The 18583-nt window shown below is 45.6% G+C and carries 18 protein-coding genes and 1 pseudogene; 13 read left to right on the plus strand and 6 right to left on the minus strand.

The genetic code is table 11. From position 1 onward, the window contains the following. Nucleotides 1-123: pseudogene (locus FTV48_RS14985) on the minus strand (hypothetical protein); the annotation flags it as partial. A 340-nt stretch (nt 124-463) separates the two neighbouring features. Between FTV48_RS14985 and FTV48_RS12060 the strand changes: the two are divergent. Next, nucleotides 464-1768 carry an RNA-guided endonuclease TnpB family protein gene (locus FTV48_RS12060; protein ID WP_159138905.1) on the plus strand — a complete coding sequence of 435 codons (1305 nt, stop codon included), beginning with the start codon at nt 464-466 and terminating at the stop codon, nt 1766-1768. Between the two features lie 407 nt (nt 1769-2175). Beyond that, a complete protein-coding gene (locus FTV48_RS12065; RefSeq protein ID WP_373683532.1) occupies nt 2176-2427 on the plus strand; it encodes a TIGR03643 family protein in 252 nt (83 codons plus the stop codon). On the opposite strand, the gene FTV48_RS12070 is transcribed toward FTV48_RS12065, so the two are convergent. Next, nucleotides 2424-2576 carry a DUF2256 domain-containing protein gene (locus FTV48_RS12070; protein ID WP_100535555.1) on the minus strand — a complete coding sequence of 51 codons (153 nt, stop codon included), beginning with the start codon at nt 2574-2576 and terminating at the stop codon, nt 2424-2426. The two genes, FTV48_RS12065 and FTV48_RS12070, sit on opposite strands and share 4 nt — an antisense overlap. 355 nt (nt 2577-2931) lie before the next feature. Here FTV48_RS12070 and nudC point away from each other — a divergent pair, with 355 nt between their 5' ends. From nudC to FTV48_RS12115, 9 genes are all read left to right on the plus strand, one after another. Then, nucleotides 2932-3705 carry an NAD(+) diphosphatase gene (gene nudC, locus FTV48_RS12075; RefSeq protein ID WP_180000466.1) on the plus strand — a complete coding sequence of 258 codons (774 nt, stop codon included), beginning with the start codon at nt 2932-2934 and terminating at the stop codon, nt 3703-3705. Nucleotides 3706-3824: 119 nt separating this feature from the next. After that, entirely contained in the window at nt 3825-4373 is a 549-nt protein-coding gene (locus FTV48_RS12080; protein WP_180000468.1) for a lipocalin family protein, read from the plus strand. A 130-nt stretch (nt 4374-4503) separates the two neighbouring features. Further along, nucleotides 4504-5490: an acyl-CoA desaturase gene (locus tag FTV48_RS12085; protein ID WP_180000470.1), complete on the plus strand. Its 987-nt coding sequence runs from the start codon at nt 4504-4506 to the stop codon at nt 5488-5490. Then, nucleotides 5487-6770: an NAD(P)/FAD-dependent oxidoreductase gene (locus tag FTV48_RS12090; RefSeq protein ID WP_180000472.1), complete on the plus strand. Its 1284-nt coding sequence runs from the start codon at nt 5487-5489 to the stop codon at nt 6768-6770. Before FTV48_RS12085 ends, FTV48_RS12090 begins: the two co-directional genes overlap by 4 nt. Before the next feature lie 9 nt (nt 6771-6779). Continuing rightward, nucleotides 6780-7574 carry a DUF1365 domain-containing protein gene (locus FTV48_RS12095; RefSeq protein WP_180000474.1) on the plus strand — a complete coding sequence of 265 codons (795 nt, stop codon included), beginning with the start codon at nt 6780-6782 and terminating at the stop codon, nt 7572-7574. Then, complete coding sequence (locus FTV48_RS12100) at nt 7571-8767, plus strand: cyclopropane-fatty-acyl-phospholipid synthase family protein (protein ID WP_180000476.1); 1197 nt, start codon at nt 7571-7573, stop codon at nt 8765-8767. Before FTV48_RS12095 ends, FTV48_RS12100 begins: the two co-directional genes overlap by 4 nt. Before the next feature lie 25 nt (nt 8768-8792). Then, nucleotides 8793-9572, plus strand: a complete 780-nt coding sequence (locus tag FTV48_RS12105) for a DUF1295 domain-containing protein (protein WP_180000478.1) — start codon at nt 8793-8795, stop codon at nt 9570-9572. Nucleotides 9573-9580: 8 nt separating this feature from the next. After that, complete coding sequence (locus tag FTV48_RS12110; protein ID WP_100535549.1) at nt 9581-10630, plus strand: cyclopropane-fatty-acyl-phospholipid synthase family protein; 1050 nt, start codon at nt 9581-9583, stop codon at nt 10628-10630. A 39-nt stretch (nt 10631-10669) separates the two neighbouring features. After that, nucleotides 10670-11992 (plus strand): HAMP domain-containing sensor histidine kinase, encoded by a 1323-nt coding sequence (locus FTV48_RS12115; protein WP_180000481.1) that lies wholly within the window; start codon nt 10670-10672, stop codon nt 11990-11992. Between the two features lie 23 nt (nt 11993-12015). On the opposite strand, the gene FTV48_RS12120 is transcribed toward FTV48_RS12115, so the two are convergent. From FTV48_RS12120 to FTV48_RS12135, 4 genes are all read right to left on the minus strand, one after another. Further along, nucleotides 12016-12702: a response regulator transcription factor gene (locus tag FTV48_RS12120; RefSeq protein WP_071852188.1), complete on the minus strand. Its 687-nt coding sequence runs from the start codon at nt 12700-12702 to the stop codon at nt 12016-12018. Between the two features lie 11 nt (nt 12703-12713). Beyond that, nucleotides 12714-13214, minus strand: coding sequence for a chalcone isomerase family protein (locus tag FTV48_RS12125; RefSeq protein WP_180000483.1), 501 nt, complete (start codon nt 13212-13214; stop codon nt 12714-12716). After that, on the minus strand, nt 13190-13762 hold the full coding sequence (locus tag FTV48_RS12130; RefSeq protein ID WP_100535546.1) for a nuclear transport factor 2 family protein: 573 nt from the start codon (nt 13760-13762) through the stop codon (nt 13190-13192). Before FTV48_RS12130 ends, FTV48_RS12125 begins: the two co-directional genes overlap by 25 nt. Nucleotides 13763-13902: 140 nt before the next feature. Continuing rightward, the gene (locus FTV48_RS12135; RefSeq protein WP_253602729.1) at nt 13903-14415 is read right to left on the minus strand and encodes a hypothetical protein; all 513 of its coding nucleotides are present in this window, start codon (nt 14413-14415) and stop codon (nt 13903-13905) included. A 53-nt stretch (nt 14416-14468) separates the two neighbouring features. On the opposite strand from FTV48_RS12135, the gene FTV48_RS12140 reads away from it, so the two are divergent. Next, nucleotides 14469-14930: a GGDEF domain-containing protein gene (locus FTV48_RS12140; protein ID WP_253602730.1), complete on the plus strand. Its 462-nt coding sequence runs from the start codon at nt 14469-14471 to the stop codon at nt 14928-14930. Between the two features lie 207 nt (nt 14931-15137). After that, nucleotides 15138-18583: MASE3 domain-containing protein (locus tag FTV48_RS12145; protein ID WP_180000485.1), on the plus strand; the 3446-nt coding region annotated here is incomplete at its 3' end.

Here is an 18583-nt window from a genome sequence, read left to right on the forward strand (position 1 = left end):
AAGTTCTTCAGCAGTTTGAATATCATGCATACGATTTGCAGAAGAGATTAGCAATTTACTTGGCATACAACCTACACGGGCACAAGTCGTATCCCAAGGGCCATCATTGATAATTAAAATATTTTGGTAGAAAAGGAAATATTAAGTGGCAGAATTATTGCGCCGTTTGAATTTACCTATTGCAACTTTGACTTCTATGCAATCGTTAGGAAAAATAATTCAAATCAAGAGATTATCAATATTGTAAATTGGTTACAGACCCAATGTTGAGAGGATCCCAATCAAAAGCCATTTCTATCGCTTCTTATTCTCAAGTGAAAATACCCTATCTTTAGTGTGAAAGAGGACTCCACCCGACAGTCAGGGTGGAGGTGAATTTCACGAATTTTTTTGGTGTTTTTTCAGTGCAATATGATAGAATAATTTTCATTAAGTTTCTGTATCTAAATAGCTTTAATGCGAAATGAAGATCAACAAAGCGTACAAATTTAGGCTTGAGCCTAATGCAGAGCAGGAGCTTGTTTTAAACAAGTTGCTTGGCTCTGCACGTTTTGTTTGGAATCAAATTTTAGCTGTATCATTTGAGATGCTTGCTAGAAATGAGCGAATCAACAAAGTTAATTTAGTCAATAAAATTCCTGAATTACGCAAAAAACCTGAATGTGCTTTTTTAGAAAACAGCTCGAATGGCGTTTCACTTCAACAAAAAGTCCGTGATCTTGGTGATGCTTGGGCTAAATTTTTTGATAAAAAAGAACAAGCCAAGTTAAAGCAAAAACCATTCAAAGCGAAGAAGCCAAAATTCTTTAAATTGACCGATGGCAGTGAAATTCAGCTTAGACCACTCATGCCAAGATTTAAAAAGAAATCTGATGGTTATGATTCAATCCGTATTGTTCAATTTGGCAGATATTGTTGGGTTAAAGGTAATCAGGTTAAGTTGCCTAATGACATTGGCGTTGTGAAATTCAGAAAATCACAAGATATTTTAGGCGAGATTAAGAACGTCACAATCTCAAAGCATGTTGGTAAGTGGTATATCTCTTTTGGTGTTGAAAACACAATAGACGCACCAATCCATCCATCGAAATCAGCGATTGGCATTGATTTAGGTGTTAAAAAGTTAATTACAGCGTCTAGTGGTCAGGTATTCGACCCGATCAATAGTTTTAAAGCCAATCAGGTAAAAATAGCCAAATTCCAACGCAAGTTGAGAAAGAAAACCAAGTTCAGCCAAAATTGGAAAAAGCTCAATTTAAAGATCAATAAACTGCACCATCATATTGCCAATATTCGGCATGACTACTTGCATAAAGTCACCACAACTCTCAGCAAAAAACACGCAATGATCGTAGTTGAGGACTTAAAGGTAGCCAATATGTCGAAATCAGCACAAGGCTCAATCGAGAAAAAAGGAAAGAATGTGAAAGCCAAGTCAGGCTTGAACAAGTCAATCCTAGATCAAGGTTGGTCAATGCTTGTTGGCATGTTGGGGTACAAACAGCAATGGCGAGGTGGTTTACTCGTTAAAATTGACCCTAGATATACAAGTCAGACTTGTAGCTCATGCGGTCACATTGCAAAGGAAAATAGGCTCACTCAGGCAAAGTTTGAGTGTGTTTCGTGTGGATATGTTGCGAATGCAGATATTAACGCTTCTCGCAACATTTTAGCGGTAGGACATACCGTTTTGTCTGTGGAGGGTCGATGCGGTAAAGGTCGCCCTGCGAAGCAGAAAGCAAGCGAAATCCGTGAGGAAGTCGCCTAAGAGCTTTTGCTTTTAGAATCCCCCACTTGAGGTAAAGCGAAAGTGGTGGGAGTATGTCAACAAGAATAGACCAATACCGCCGCAGAGCTGGGCAATAATTTCGAGCACAATTTCCCCAAGGTGTTTTTAGCATCAGCATACCGTCTGATCTAGGCGATGTCATTAACAACAATCCCAGGCATAGGCTTTGGTAGCAGGTATTTGGACCACACGCTGAGATCGAAGGCCCGATAGGACAGCAACAAAATACAATCCACGCAAAAAATCACAAAATCTTCATCTTCGTTTTTTTAAGATGAGTTTGGTCAGCTTGATCTGACCCAGACAGAGAGAGATAGCGTTAAATTTTATCGCTCAATTTTTATTTTAAAAATGAAAGTAAACAGAGGTATGTGGTGCGTCAAGTAATTGAATATGTGGGAGCAGATCTGTCAAGGATCATTGAAATGGCCTGGGAAGATCGCACCCCATTTGAAGCCATCCAGCGTGAGTTTGGCTTGAATGAAACTGCAGTGATTCGCTTGATGCGGAAAAATATGAAAGCATCAAGTTTTAAAATGTGGCGTGAACGAGTCACCGGCCGAAAAACTAAACATCTGCAACTGCGTTCCCCCGATGTCATTCGGGCTTATTGTGCGCGGCAGTATAAACGTTTCTAAGCGCTTTGTTTTGAACGCCGTTTGGACTCACGTTTACATCGTTCAGAACAGTATCTGACTTCCTCCCAGCAGCGTTGCCATTTTTTGCGCCAAGTAAAAAGGCGCAAGCAGTGAATACAGGTTTTTTCAGGGAGATGCTGTTTTTTCATGGTTTATAACTCATCTATCTGGCTAAGAAGCTGTTGGGCATGGGTGGATTATTTGTTCCGCAACTTTAAGTTTATCCCGCTGCCGATAGAAATCACTAGAAATCGTCCTCACGTGAACGCAAGTTCATTTATCTAGCTAAAATCTTACTCATTTTATAAGCCTTATTTTTAATGATTTCTTAACTCATAAACGATGTGAAAATTATGTGATTTTAATCAAAAAGATACAAATTATTATAGTTGTAATTCAGGCAGCCTGCGCCTAGTATCTTCCATGAAGTTACTCCATGTAAGCTTCCTTAGTTTTGTCCCATACACCCCTCTGTATGGGATTTTTTTTAATCCGGGGATTGTCATGAGCATGCATTCAAAAGCATATATTTTTAGACAGCAGCAATTGCTGGTGGATGATCATTTCCAGTTGCCGCAAGTGGAAAGACTGCAGCACGACCTGAACCTGTCGGAAAATGGCCAGGTCATTGCACGGGATCTAAAAGAAGATGAACCAGTACCCGAGGGTTATCAACTGATCCCGATTCGGCAACTGGTGCAGGTCTGGAGCAGGCCGCAGTTTGAACAGGCCAGCCGTGCCGTACAGTTACTGGAGTGGCGCCGTAATCACTGCTTTTGCAGCAAATGTGGCCATGCCACCCAGCAGCACGCCAGCCAGTATGCCATGGTCTGTCCATCTTGTGGCTATAACCAGTATCCCCGGGTGAATCCCTGCGTGATTACCATCATCACCCGGGGTATAGATGAAATTCTGCTGGCGAAAAATGCCCGCAATAAAACCCAGATGTACAGCCTGATTGCTGGATTTGTTGAAGTCGGCGAAACCTTGGAGGAGGCAGTACGCCGTGAGACGCAGGAAGAAGTCGGCCTGCAGATCAAGAATATTCAATATCTGGCCAGCCAGCCGTGGCCGTTTCCCAGCAACCTGATGATGGCCTTCAGGGCAGAGTATCACTCGGGTGAGATTCAGATTCAGGAAGATGAACTGAGCGACGTGCAATTTTTCAAGTTTGATCAGTTACCTGAGATTCCCTTCAAGGGCAGTATCGCTTATGCCATGATTCAGCATGTGATGCATGATACCCCTGTAGCAGATGACAGCAAAGAATGGCTTTAACCTAGAAAATAGCCTAGGGCTTTTCAGCAGCACGCCTGCTAGATCACATGATTTTGTCTTCACGCTTTGTTCACATCCACCTGGGTTATCTTAGTCCTGAAATCATTCAAGGCTTAAAAATGAATACTCTATTCAAGTCAGTTTTTGCGGTTACGGCACTGACCCTCATGAGCTTAAGCATGCTGACTCGAGCGGAAACGGTTGCGCCTCAGGCAGTCGATCAGGTGGATATCCAGCAGTATGCAGGCAAGTGGTATGAAATTTCGCATTTACCGATGTATTTTCAGCGTAAATGTGTATCGGATATCTCTGCACAATATGAGGTCAATGCCGATCAGACCATGAGTGTGTTAAATAGTTGTCGGATTGCCAATGGTGAGATGATTAGCTCTGAAGGAGTGGCTTATCCGCAAAATAAGGGCAACAGTAAACTCAAGGTCAGCTTTTTACCTCCAGGTTTAAGGTGGATCCCGTTTACTAAAGGTCATTACTGGGTATTACGCGTGGATCCAGAATATAAAGTGGCACTGGTCGGTGTACCAAGTAACAAATACCTGTGGATTTTGTCGCGTGAACCACAACTGGACGAAGCAACTTATCAGTCCTATCTGGAGACTGCGAGACACTATGGCTACGACATCACAAAGTTAATCAAATTACCGCATTAATCTGCTACCCTTTGGCCGAACTGCTTAGTCTCTTACAGTTCGGCTTTTTTTCACTTCACATAAAATTCATATCTGACTGATTAGACTCATCAAATGGAATAAAGACAGTTGCTCGAAATAGGATGAGTCCATGTTGAAAAGTCTGATGCGATGGATAGATAGCTGGTCTATATCGACACCAACCGAAACACTGACGGCTGAAAACAGCAAGATTCAGTGGGTCCGGATTTTACCCTTTATTCTGCTGCATCTGGCCTGCCTGGCGGTATTCTGGGTCGAGGTATCCTGGTTTGCGCTTGGTTTTATGCTCGTATTCTACTTGATCCGAATGTTCTCCATTACAGCTTTTTTCCATCGCTATCTGTCGCATAAGACTTTTCAGACCTCACGCCCGGTACAGTTCCTGTTTGTATTACTGGGCACCATGAGTGCACAGCGTGGTCCACTATGGTGGGCGGCGCATCACCGTTATCACCACCGCTATACCGATACCTTGCAAGACCCGCATTCCTCCACGCATGGTTTTTGGTATAGCCATGTCGGCTGGTTTCTGAATGAATATAACTTTGCTACGCGTAAAGAAGTCATCAAGGACTGGCTGAAATATCCGGAGCTGATCTGGCTGGACCGTTTCAGTTTAATCGTGGTGCTGCTGACTGCCGGCGGGATTTATGCGCTAGGGGAGTGGCTGGCCACGGCTTTACCTCAACTCGGGACGTCCGGCCTGCAATTGCTGGTCTGGGGATTTGTGGTCTCTACCGTGTTACTGATCCATGCCACCTTGTGTATTAACTCACTGGCGCATCATTACGGCAGCCGTGATTTTGATACGGAGGATCACAGCCGCAACAACTTATTCCTGTCCATCATTACCTTGGGCGAAGGCTGGCATAACAATCACCACTATTATGCAGGCAGTACCCGGCAAGGCTTTTACTGGTGGCAAATTGATGTCACCTATTACTTGCTGAAAATCATGTCCTGGCTCGGACTGGTCTGGGGCCTCAAGCCGATTCCGGCACGGGTCTATGACGTCAGTAAAATTGCGCAGTCCAGAAAACACAAAAAAGCTGCCCGGACAGGCACTCACACGATTCAATCGAAGGAATCACCATGAAAATTGCGATTATTGGTTCAGGTATTTCCGGTCTGTATGCCGCCTGGAAACTCAGCAAAGTGCATGAAGTCACAGTCTTTGAAAAGAATAACTACTTTGGTGGTCATACCGATACCCATCAACTGAATATCGATGGTGAACAAGTTGCGGTGGACAGTGGCTTTATTGTGTTTAATGAGCATAACTATCCGCTGTTCTGCTCGATGCTAAAAGAACTTGGGATTCAATCGCAAAGCAGTGACATGGGCTTTTCGGTGAATAATCAGGTCAGTGGCTTACAGTACAATCCTTCAAAAAAATTCTCGCTGTTGTTCCGACCGCAAAATTTTTTTAATGCTGATTTTCGCGCGATGTTGTCGGATTTGTTCCGTTTCTATGCGGCCAATAAAGATCTGGATGTGGAACAGGTCGATGCACAACTCAGTATTGATGAGTATTTAAATCAACATGGTTATAGCGATGCCTTTCGTCAAGAGCATCTCTATCCGATGTGTGGAGCGCTGTGGTCCTGTCCGGTGGAACAGGCCGGACAGATTCCCTATAAATTTGTGGTGAGCTTTTTCCAGCATCATCGCATGTTGCAATTGAAAGACCGGCCGTTATGGCTCACGGTCAAGGGTGGATCGGCTCGCTACATTCGTGCGATTCAGTCCCAATCAAAAATAACTTTCCGCAAAACCGCTGTGCAGCTTGTTTCACGCAGTGCCAATGATGTACTGATTGAAACAACACAGGGCAGCGAACGTTTTGACTGGGTGATCTTTGCCAGTCATGCTGACGACAGCCTGAAACTACTTAAAGACCCGACAGCGCAGGAGCTGGACGTGCTGGGCAAGTTCCGCTATCAGGCTAACCGCATGGTGGTGCATTCCGACACCCGTATTATGCCCAGATCCAGACGTCAGTGGGCCAGCTGGCATGTGCATGTGACCCCGAGTCAGGCAGCTGAACAGACACCTTTCCAGCACAGTGGTATGCACTATGGTTTCAGTTACTGGATGAACCAGTTGCAAAACCTGCAATGCAAGACTCAGGTCTTTGCCACTCTGAATCCTAATTTCACCCTCGATCCGAAAAAAATCTGGGTAGAACGGCATTACCGACATCCGGTATTTGATACGCGAGCGATTGAAGCACAACAACGCTGGGCCGAGATCAATAGCCAGAACCGCACTTCATACTGTGGCGCTTACTGGGGCTGGGGCTTTCATGAAGATGGTGCTCGTAGCGCTGCATGGGTGGTCGATCAGCTCTTAAAACAGGCCGAGCAGGCCGCCTAGGAGGATATGATGCAAATGTATCCACTGGCGATTGCCTCTGCCGAAATCCGGCATCGCCGTTTCTTGCCCAAAGCCCATGCTTTTGAGACCCAGCTAACCTATCTATGGTTTGATCCGGATCAGCTCTCAAGCTTTACTGAAAAATCCTGGCTCTGGTCTTGCAATCGCTGGAATTTCCTGACCCTGGATGAACGTGATTTTCTGACCATGGAATGTGGTTCGATTCGGCAGAAGGTCGCACGTCTGCTGATCAAGCGGGAAAATTATCTGCTAGCGCATGCTGCGTCCATCCGGGTTCTGGCCTTGCCACGTACACTCGGATTTCGCTTTAATTCTGTGGTGTTTTATCTGGTCTTTGATGCCACCGACCAGCTGATCTTTATCCTCAGCGAAATTACCAATACGCCATGGAATGAACGTCAGGTCTATATCCATGACTGCCGGAACAATGTGACCGAACATACGCCGTACCAGAGCCACCAGTTTGATTTCAAAAAGGCCTTTCATGTATCGCCCTTCATGCCGATGGCGCTGGATTACCGCTGGCGATTCAGCTTTTCCGATCAAAGCAATGTGATTCATATGCAGCTGTTCCAACAGGGAATATTGCAATTTGATGCCACCATGCAATTTTCGTTGCAAGCCATCACAGTTCCTTCACAACAGCATCGCTATGCTGTGCTGAAAGTTCTTGAGCCCTTCAGGATGGTCGGTGGAATTTATCTGCATGCCTTTCGCTTATGGAAGAAAAAAATTCCATTTTACCGGCATCCTCGCAAAGAAAAAGGAAACACCTTGTTATGAAAACACTGTTTATGGGAGAAGAAAGCACACTGCCGGTGGTACTGCGCCATCTACTGAAATTACGTCATGGTCAGCTGATTTTTAAAGGCGTCTGGAACGGGATTGTGGGAGAGAGCAGTGATCTGTATGCCGTGATTCAGGTGCATGATAGCCGCCTGATGGATCTACTGTTCCGCAATGGTGTACTAGGTGCTGCAGAAGGTTTCATTCGTGGCTACTGGAGCAGTGATGATTTGGTCAATGTGATTCGCATTCTGGCGCGCAATCGCGATGTGTTGGACCGGATGAATCAGAACACTTTAGCAAAGGCCAGCCAATTCTTCCTAAAGACTTGGTACAAATCCCGCAAAAACTCGATTGATGGCAGCCGTAAGAATATTGCCGAGCATTATGATTTGAGCAATGACTTTTTCAAGCTGTTCCTGGATTCCAGCATGATGTATTCCAGTGCGGTATTCAAAGAGCCGGGCATGAGTCTGGAACAGGCCTCCGATTATAAAAAAGAACTGATTTGCCAGAAACTGCAGTTGCAACCAATGGATCATTTGGTCGAAATTGGCAGCGGTTGGGGTGGTTTTGCAATTTATGCCGCGCAGCATTATGGCTGTAAAGTCACCACCATTACCATCTCCCAAGCACAATATGAGGAAGCGGTCGCGCGAATAGAGGCAGCGGGATTATCCCATCGCGTGGATGTCCAGCTGAAAGACTACCGTCTGTTGAAAGGCAAATACGATAAGCTGGTCTCGATAGAAATGATCGAGGCCGTGGGTGAGCAGTACTTAGCGACCTATTTCAACAAATGCCGTGAATTGCTGAAACCGAATGGTTTGGCAATGATTCAGGCCATCACTATTGAAGATGCCCGCTATGCCAGAGCCTTGAATACCGTGGACTATATCAAGCGTTACATTTTCCCGGGAAGTTTTATTCCCTGCATCAGTATCATGACCCAGTCCGCTTCCGAGCAAAAACTGCGTCTCAAGCATCTTGAAGATATCGGCCAAAGTTACGCCCAAACCTTGCACTGCTGGCGTCAGCGCTTCTTGGAACAACGTGAACAGGTACTGCAACTCGGCTTCGATGAGCGCTTTATCCGTATGTGGGATTTTTATCTATGCTATTGCGAGGGTGGTTTCCGCGAAGGCGTCATCAGTGATGTACATCTGCTGTTTGAAGCCAGTGCTTACTAGGCCACGATAAAACAGGAGGACTGATATGCTGCTGGATTTATTTTTGCTGAATGTCTTCATCATGCTGTGTAGCTGGGTACTGGTGACCTATAACCGCAGAGCGGGTCTGGTGGATGTGGCCTGGAGTTTCAGTATTGCGCTTAATGTCATCATTGCGGCTTGGGTCATGGAAACTGCACCGCTGCTGGTTCGGGTATTTCTGGGTGTATTTAGCGGCATCTGGTTTTTACGCTTAACCTGGCATCTGCTGCGCCGTTATGCCAATGAAACCCGGGAAGATACCCGCTATGCCAATATGCGCCGTGCCATGGGCAGTTATCAGCATCTCGGTTTTCTGGCCTTTTTTATGTTTCAGGCCGGGCTGGTGGCACTGTTTTCCTACCCGATGCTGGAATTGCTCAATATTCCGGTCCAGCAGTGGAATGACTGGACACAGGCTACAGTGCTGGTGGCAGGCATGATCATGCTGTTGGCGCTGATCGGGGAAAGCACAGCCGACCAGCAACTCTACCGTTTCAAACTGAATCCACAAAACCAAGGCAAAACCCTGGACCAAGGCTTATGGAAATATTCACGTCATCCGAATTATTTTTTTGAATGGTTGCACTGGTTTGTCTATCCGGTTCTCGGTCTGGCAGCAGGTGTGTATGGATTATGGGTTTATCCGCTGCTGATGTGGCTGTTTCTGTACTACATCACCGGAATTCCGTTTAGTGAACAACAGGCGCTGGCACATCGCGGCGACAACTATAAAGACTATCAACGACGAACTTCAATGTTTATTCCGTGGCCACCCAAAGAGTAGGTAAATACATGGACTTTATGATTCAAAAATCTTTAAAACTGATCGAAAGCGGCAAAGTGCCCGACCCGGTGATTCGCGCAGGCATTCGCACTTTAAGCAAAAAACGTTTGGCACAGGAAGGGCGCTTTGACCCGGCACTGGCGGCACAGCGTTATATGGATGTGCTGCATATGCTGAAAAACAGCGAAATTGCCATCGAGACCGACAAAGCCAATGAACAGCACTATGAACTGCCCACCGCATTTTTCCAGGCGGTGCTGGGCAAGCGGCTGAAGTACAGCGCCAGCCTGTTTGAACAGGCGCATACCACACTGGATCAGGCCGAAGAAGCAGCATTGGCCAGCTATTGTCAGCGTGCACAGTTACAGGATGGACAGGATATTCTGGAAATTGGTTGCGGCTGGGGCTCACTCAGTCTGTATATGGCCGAGCATTATCCCAAAGCCCACATCACTGTAGTGTCGAACTCCTCGACCCAGCGTCAGTATATTCAGGAACAGGCCCGTCTGAAAAAACTGGAAAACCTGACGGTGATCACTTGCGATGTCAATGTACTGCAACTGGAATCGGCTGCTTTCGACCGTGTGGTTTCGGTGGAAATGTTTGAGCATGTGCGCAACTACCAGAAACTGTTTGAAAATATCAGCAGCTGGCTCAAAGCTGATGGCTTGCTCTGGTGCCATATTTTCTGTCACCGTTTCCTGCATTATCCGTTTGAAGTCAAAAATGAATTTGACTGGATGTCGCAATATTTCTTTAGTGGCGGCCTGATGCCGGCAGCCTCAACTTTCCTGCATTTTCAGCAGCATTTGCAGCTGGAGCAGCACTGGCAATGGGCCGGTACCCAGTATGAACGCACGGCAAATGCCTGGCTGGAGAATATGGACCAAAAGCAGGCCGAGCTGCAGCCCCTGTTTCAGCAGACCTATGGCGCAGATGCGGCCATCTGGTGGCAACGCTGGCGGATTTTCTTTATGGCCTGTGCCGAATTGTTCGGTTATGAGCATGGACGCGAGTGGGTGATCGGCCACTTTCTGTTTAAAAAGAAAGCCGTATAATTGAACGATGAATCGAATGCGCCAGCGGGGAATTGATCAATGTTAAAGCTGTTTAGGGACAAACGCGATCATCCTCTCGGTGAGGTGTTTAACCGCTACTACTGGCTGCAAATCGGATTTATTGCCTTGTCGGTGGTGATCGGCATTGCCTGTAGTGCCTGGGTGATCAAAGGCTTTTTGCTGCGCACCGCTTTGGAACAGGAAATGTCACACTACTGGCAGCGGCTGGAACGCAATCCGGCCGCCGAACTTCCCGACACCAAAAACCTGTATGGTTATCGCTGGTATGATACCCCCCCTGTGCAGTTTCAGCACATGCAGTTCGAGCAAGGCGTAAATCGGCATTTTGTCGATGGTAAAGAGCGCATGACCGTCTACGGTGAAAAAGACAGGCAACATGTGCTGCTGGTCTTTGGCGAAAGTAACGTGAACAAGCTGGTCTGGCTGTTTGGTCTAGCACCACTAATGGTCAGCCTGTTCGTGCTGTATAGCGTATTGTGGTGGTGGAACCGTCGCGCCCGGCGTTATTTTTCTCCGATTACCCGGCTGGCCAATGCACTGGAACATATCGACTGGGAGCATCAGAAAAATCAGGCTTCGCCTTTTCAGGACATCCGTACTGACTCCAATCTGGAAGCAGAATATCTCAAGCAGGCACTGGAAAAATATCATCAGGTGCTCAGCAAGTTCATTCAGCGCGAACGTGAGTTTACCGGTGATGTCAGTCATGAACTGCGCACGCCATTGACGATTTTAAAAGGCAATGTGCAACTGTGTCAGGCACGCTATGGTGACAACAAATCCTTTACCCGCCTGCACAATACTATTGAAGACATGCAGCTGCTGGTCGATACCTTACTGGCTATCGCCCGAAATACCACCAACACCCTGACGGCCGAGCCCACTATGCTGTCAGAATGTCTGGAGAATCTGGTACAGGATCTGGACAGTGTCAGCCACAACAAAGGCATGCAGATCGACCTACAAAAAGACCTCGATGAGCAGCCACGTAAACTGTATCCATCGATGACCAAAATGGTCTTTGGCAATATTTTGCGCAATGCGCTGAATTATTCGCAAGGTACAGAAATTGATGTGATTCTACAGAAAAATACAGTATTGATCGCTGATAATGGAATCGGCATCTCTTTGCCAAATAATTCTAAAGTTCAGGAGCTGTCTGGCCAGCAGTTGCAACTGGAGATCAAAGGGCATGGTATTGGCCTGCAACTGGTACAGAAGTTGTGCAAACAGCTGGGCTGGCGGGTCGAACTCTTTGACCGGCAGTATTATCTCAGTACCCATCCAGAGATTGATCTGGCAATGACGACCGGTCTGATTGTGGTAGTGTATTTAAACTAAGTTTCAGCTTTGTACGTTTAGACTTAAGCTTCCAAAGCAATCTTTAAACCCACACCAGAAATGGTATGAATCAGTTTCTGCTCAAAAGGCTTGTCGACCATTTTACGTAAATTATAAATGTGACTGCGCAAGGCATCACTTTCCGGCTCTTCATCACCCCAGAGTTCCAGCATAATTTCCTGTTTGGTGAGGACTTTAGGTGAATGACGCATCAGCAGTTTCAGCAGTTTGAACTGAATCGGGGGCAGTTCAATCGTCTGTCCAGCCCGAGTCAGCTGCTGTCTTGCGGGATCCAGAATCAAATCATGAATTTGCAGGCGACTACTGGAAACTTCACCCAATGAGCGTTTGATTAAGGCTTTGACCCGAACCACCAACTCATTAAAATCAAAGGGCTTAACCAGATAATCATCCGTGCCGGAATTAAAGCCTTTGAGTTTGTCATCCAGAGTATCGCGCGCCGTCAACATCAGTACGGGTAAATCCAATCCTTCGTCATGACGCAGCCATTCACACAGTTCATAACCCGAACCATCAGGCAGATTAATGTCTAGAAGCAAAATATGATAGCGCTGCTGTTTCAGTAATTGGCGTGCAGCGTTCAGATTGCGGGCATGATCCACCACAAAATCATGTTCTTCCAGAAACTCGCATAAGGTAGAGGCTAGTTCATAATGGTCTTCGACCATCAGGATAAAATGTTTGGACATAACGGCAGAGACTAATTCAATAATTGCTGTTTTAATTTAGCACTAAATGGCTGCGATCCCAGCCAGATATTAAAATATTGTTGTGCTAGGGGATGCTGAAGATTGCCTAACACCTGCTGATTTAGCATCAAGGTCAGGGTCTGAGTCTCTGCTTGATAGCTTATGCGATAGAGATCACCCGGTTTTACCGGCTTATAAAGCTGGGTGATTCTATCTAATACTATTAAATGTTTAGACTCTCGCTCATTACGCTTCAGAAAATGGGTCGCTGCACGCTTGAAAGCCCATTCCGGAATATTTTTTGTATAAGAAAAATCAATCTGCATATTCTGGCCTTGCCAGGGTTTTGTACAGTTCTGAGCATAATAACGGGCGACGCCAACCTGTTTCTGAGCTACCAGAAGTGGACCACGACCACACTGATTCATATTTTGGGCATGTGCCCATGAACTGAAACTGCAGAGTATCAGTAGCCCAGTATTTAATCCTATTTTTTGAAAGGCAGTACCCATGAATAAGCTCCTCCGACATAAGGTAAAGAACGATACAGGCCATTGGCTGGATCCCAGAAATCCTGCTGAAAAATAATCTTATTGTCGCGGTTGACCTTGATTTCACTGATGCCATAAGAATCCATGCTTCGTGTTGCGCCAAACATTTTAAAATCATAGGCCATATGCCAGTGCACGTAGGCAGAGTCTTGATAATAGGAGGTATTTAATAGTTTGACATTCACGTTACTGACACGCTTGTTCATCCCTTGAAAATGTTGGAGTAGATTTTGACGTGATGAAAATTGGGATAAGGTATCGTTAATAAACAGCTGATCGGCATAGAGTGATCCGGCTCGTTCAATAAATGCAGGTGTACCTAAAGTATTAAAAGCTGAAGTAAAGCGAATGCCGATGTCTTGGGCTTTAGCCTGATCCAGCGCAGTTCCCTGAATTTGGTTTCTGGATTTTGCATAATCACCTGAATAGCTGGGAATACTTTTACATCCTGCTAAAACTAGTAGCGGTAAGGACAAGGTAGCTAGCAGTATTTTTTTGATATGTTTCATATTGGCTATCCGTATTAGGTCTATGCTGATACTTTAGGCCGAAAGTCGTGAACAGAATGTGAAGAGGATGAAAGGCTGTTAAATGAGCAGTAAACAGAAGCTCTTTAATGATGGAGTAACGTGTATATCCCCAGTCCTGTCTAAGCCTTTTTTGACATTCCCCAACTTTTCGCAGAAAGCAGAAATTCATAATTTAAAGCCACGAGAATGCTTTGCATATTGAAGCTATTCCGGTCTTCGGGTAACTGTAATAGAAGTGGCAAACGTGTCACCCCATTTTCACCATTGGCAAAAGCATAATGGCGCACTCTAGCGTCAATCACCGGAATTAAATTCTTGGCTTCCAGATACACACTTTCCTGAGTGGCCTGCTTTTGCATGGCAATCATTCTGAGATAGCAATGATCGCGAACCTCAGTCAGATTCTTTTTGAGTTCATTGATCTTTAATTCATGATTTTCAGGTTTTTTAAACAGCCGTTTAAGAAAACCGCGATTTTCGGTATTTTGTATTTCACGTTCTAACTGGCGTATTTGCTGCTGGATCTGGCGAGTTTGTTCAAGCGCGTCATTCAGAAGCTCTCTAATTTCCTGGGTGGGTGCTGAAACGGCCCGCACCTGTTGCTGATAGTGAAACTCATCATGAAAAATCACAAAGATTTGGGTGCGACGTTGTTCCAGTAATTTTAAATAGGCAATATCAATCAGTGAATACTGATCCCCTAACTGGTTTATACAATCGCCGTGGAATGAACCTGTTTATCGAAGAGTTTGTGCGTATGCGTACCGATTTTGCTGTGCTGGCGGCAGATATCGACTTCTTTAAAAAGGTGAATGATACCTATGGTCATGACAAAGGCGATATTGTCTTACAAAGGCTAGCGAATGTGATGCAATATCATTTCCGAGACAATGATGTCTGCTGCCGTTCGGGAGGAGAGGAGTTTATTATTTTAATGGCTGCTTCAGATCCCATAAAAGTTTTTCAGGCAGCGGAGCGGTTACGAAAAGCAGTTGAAATTACGGAAATGGGAGAAATTGGTATAGTGACCATTTCTATTGGGATTGCTTACTGGCCGCATAGTTCTGAGGATGTCGAGGAAGTGCTGAGAATGGCAGATCAAAAACTGTATCAGGCCAAGCGTGAAGGACGCAACTGTACGCGCTAGCTTCTAGGCATCTATTGATTAAAACTGTTCAGTGTGAAATTTCAATACGCCGTATCGCTGATCTGCTGTCAACAAGTTTGATCTATTTAAACATAGATTATTCTCATCGGCCTAATGATATAATTATCATGTAAATATTCAGCTAACACAAAACTTTGAACCACATTATTTTAATAAGACCATTTGCGAATCTCGCGGGGGAAATGTATGCCTAAATCATCTCGTGACTTATTTACACCGGATGTATTCGACCTCAAATCGTTTATTTCTCCCTATATGATGGTCATTCCTCCAACGCTCTTTGCCTTGGTGATCTGGTGGACCGATCAAAGTTTTGGTTTTCTGTTTGCTCATACCGTAGCGGAACTGGTTTCAATCATTATTGCGCTCACAGCGCTGATTGTGACCGTGGTGTCACGGCATTTTACTAAAAATTATTTTGTTGTTTTGATTGCCATCGCGATTGGCTGGTGTGGATTTATTGACCTGTTCCACACCCTGCTATATAAAGGCATGCACATTCTTCCGGTGGACAGTGCCAATCAGGCCACTCAATTATGGATTGGTGCCCGGTTATTGCAGGCCTTTGCCATGCTCGCCGCGCCATTCATGCTGACACGCGTGATCAAAGCTGCCCCCTTGAACCTGTTTTTTGGTCTGTTCAGTGTCGGGATTGTGACTGCAGTCATGTTGGGTTTCTTTCCAACCGCCTTTGTTGATGGGCAAGGCCTGACCCCTTTTAAAATCTATAGTGAATATCTGATTATTGCGGTTCTGGCAATTGCGCTAGTACTGGTGTGGCAGCGCCGTGAATATTTATCAGCCCAACTGGCGTTTGGTGTCAGTCTTTCCATGCTGACCATGATGGCTTCTGAATTTGCCTTTACCCAATATGTGTCCGTATATGCCGATGCCAATCTGCTGGGGCATATTCTGAAAGTTTATTCATACTGGTTTATTTATATGGCGCTGGTTGAATCGACCATTAAAGAGCCTTTTAGCATGTTGTCCAAGGCTGCAAGCACTTATGACACCATTCCTGATCCAACCTATATTGTCACTTCTAGCCAAATGATTCAGCAGGTCAACTTAGCGGCCGCCCAGCTGCACGGCATTGCAGCGACACAATTGAGCGGACGCTCTGTGCATGAACTGGTGCATGATCCTCGGGTAAAGGCCGAAGATTGCCCGGTGTGCTCCCGATTGCAACAGGCACCGCAAGAGTTTTTAATCCAGATGACCTTGCCGGATCACAAAACGGTCGAGTGTCATGTGGCACCTTTTGCAGAACGCCTGGGTAAAAAAACCGTCTGGGTCATGGTGGTACACGATATTACCGATCGCCAGTTTTTGCTGCAGGATCTGCAGAAACGTGTAAAAGAAGTGCGATGTCTGAATCAGATCAATCAACTCTGCAATAATACCCATACCGGCATGAGCGAGCTGTTGCACAAAGTGATGCAGACAATCCCTTCCGGCTTCTCTTCTCCGGAGCGGGTTAAGCTGCAGATTGATAGTGACTGGGGTGTTTTTGGCACAGCCCCTCCGGCTCAGATGCCTTTTTTGCAATCAGTCTTTGCCAATGAGACTCAGCAATTCGGCACCTTAAGCATCTGGTATGATCCGGCAGCGGATGCCCCGACTTTTCTAGATGAAGAGCAGAGTTTAATCGATCATATCACCGGTCAGATTACCGATGTATATACCCGGATACAGTCACAAAGGCGTGTAGCACGGTTGACTTATCTCTATCAGCTGCTCATTGAAACCAACCGGGTGATTGCGCATAGCCAGAATCGGCAAGATTTGCTAACCGAGTTGCAGCAGGTGCTGTTGAATCTGGGTAGTTTTGCTAAAATTTTAATTGCAATCAAAGCAGAGGATCGAGCTGACAGTCCATTGATGATTCAGTTCCATCATAATATTAGCGCAAATATTATGCCCACTTTACGCACTCTCTTACAGCAAGATGAAAATACTCCATTGCATCAGGTGAAAAATACCAGTCCAGAGGTAGATGTCTATGCCTATTCCTTGATCAATGACGCGGACGAGAATGTTTCACCAGAATACCAGGCATGGAGACAGTACTTAAAACAGGAAAAGATAAGTCAGGCAGCATTAATCCCGTTGTTGCTTGATGGACATTTCTGGGGGCTAGTGGGGGTGTATACTACAAGGCAAGGAGAATTTGATGAGGAGCAAATTCTACTGTTGCAAAATCTTTCTAGGGACATTTCTTCTGCGTTGGAGCGTTTTTCAGCGGAGCAACAGCGTAAAACTGCCGAGACCTATTCTCAGCAGATGGAACAACGTTTCCAACAGGTATTTTTGCAGTCTCCCGTGCCAATGCATATTATTTCCGTACAGGATGAACGAATTCTTGCGGTTAATTTGGCCTATGAAAAATGGCTGGGATATAGTCTGGAAGATTTTCAAAATCGGGAAGCCTGGCTGGAAAAAGTGGCGCCTAATCCAGAGCAAAGACAGTTTATGCAGCAGAACTGGGAAGAGGCATTGCAACTGGCAAAAAACGGTAAACAGGTGCAATTTCCTGAAATTACTCTGTTAGCTAAAGATGGTAGTCAGCGTATTGCTCAGCGAACACTGGCGATTGTCGGCAATGATGTGATTCTGGCTTGGAATGATCTGACCACCATCCGCAAAACTGAACAGGCATTACGAGACAGTGAACAGCGTTTCCGGGGTATGGTGGAACAAACCGTGGTCGGGATGTATGTGCTGCGCGACAATCACTATCTGTATGTCAACCCGAGTTATGCCAATATGCTGGGCAGGTCTGCTGCAGCACTCATTGGACATAATATTCTGGAATTTAGCACCATGGCCGCAGACACACCGGCACTGATTAACCAAGAGCAGGATCAGGCTGCAGAATATTCGAGCCTATCCTGTGTGGTTCCGTTCCGACATCAAAATGGCCAGATCCGGGAATTTGCCCTGCATAGCCGTCGCATCACTTGGGATGATGGCTTGCCAGCCTCGATTGTGATGGCACAGGACATTACCGAGCAAAAGCAGGCACAGGACCAGATTGCCCGACAGCTTGAGCAGTTGGAAGCAACCATGTATGGCACCTTACAAGCTGTGTCCATAATGGTGGAATTACGCGATCCTTATACCGCGGGACATGAACGCCGTGTAGGCTTGATTGCCAGTGCCATTGCCAAAGAAATGGGCTGGGATGAAAAACGTTGTCTGCAAATGGAAGAAATTGGATTGGTACATGACATTGGTAAAATTTCAATTCCTTCAGAAATTCTGACCAAACCTACTCGTCTGACCTATCTGGAAATGGAAATGATGAAAGGTCATGCGCAGGCTGGTTATGAAATTCTCAAGGATGTTCCTTTCAATATTCCAATTGCTGAAATCATTGGTCAGCATCACGAACGCATGGATGGGACAGGTTATCCTAAAGGATTAAAAGGTGATGAGATTCATCCTGAGGCGCGTATTCTGACGGTGGCCGATGTGATCGAGTCAATGGCTACACATCGCCCATACCGTCCTGCTTTAGGCATAGAGGTTGCGCTTGCAGAAATCTTAAAAGGACGTGGAACGATTTATGATGTAGAAGTATGTGATGCAGCAGTACGTTTAATTAGGGAAAAGGGATACGTCTTGCCAAG

The organism is Acinetobacter sp. YH18001, assembly GCF_013416975.1.
In the GTDB taxonomy this organism is placed as follows: domain Bacteria; phylum Pseudomonadota; class Gammaproteobacteria; order Pseudomonadales; family Moraxellaceae; genus Acinetobacter; species Acinetobacter pseudolwoffii.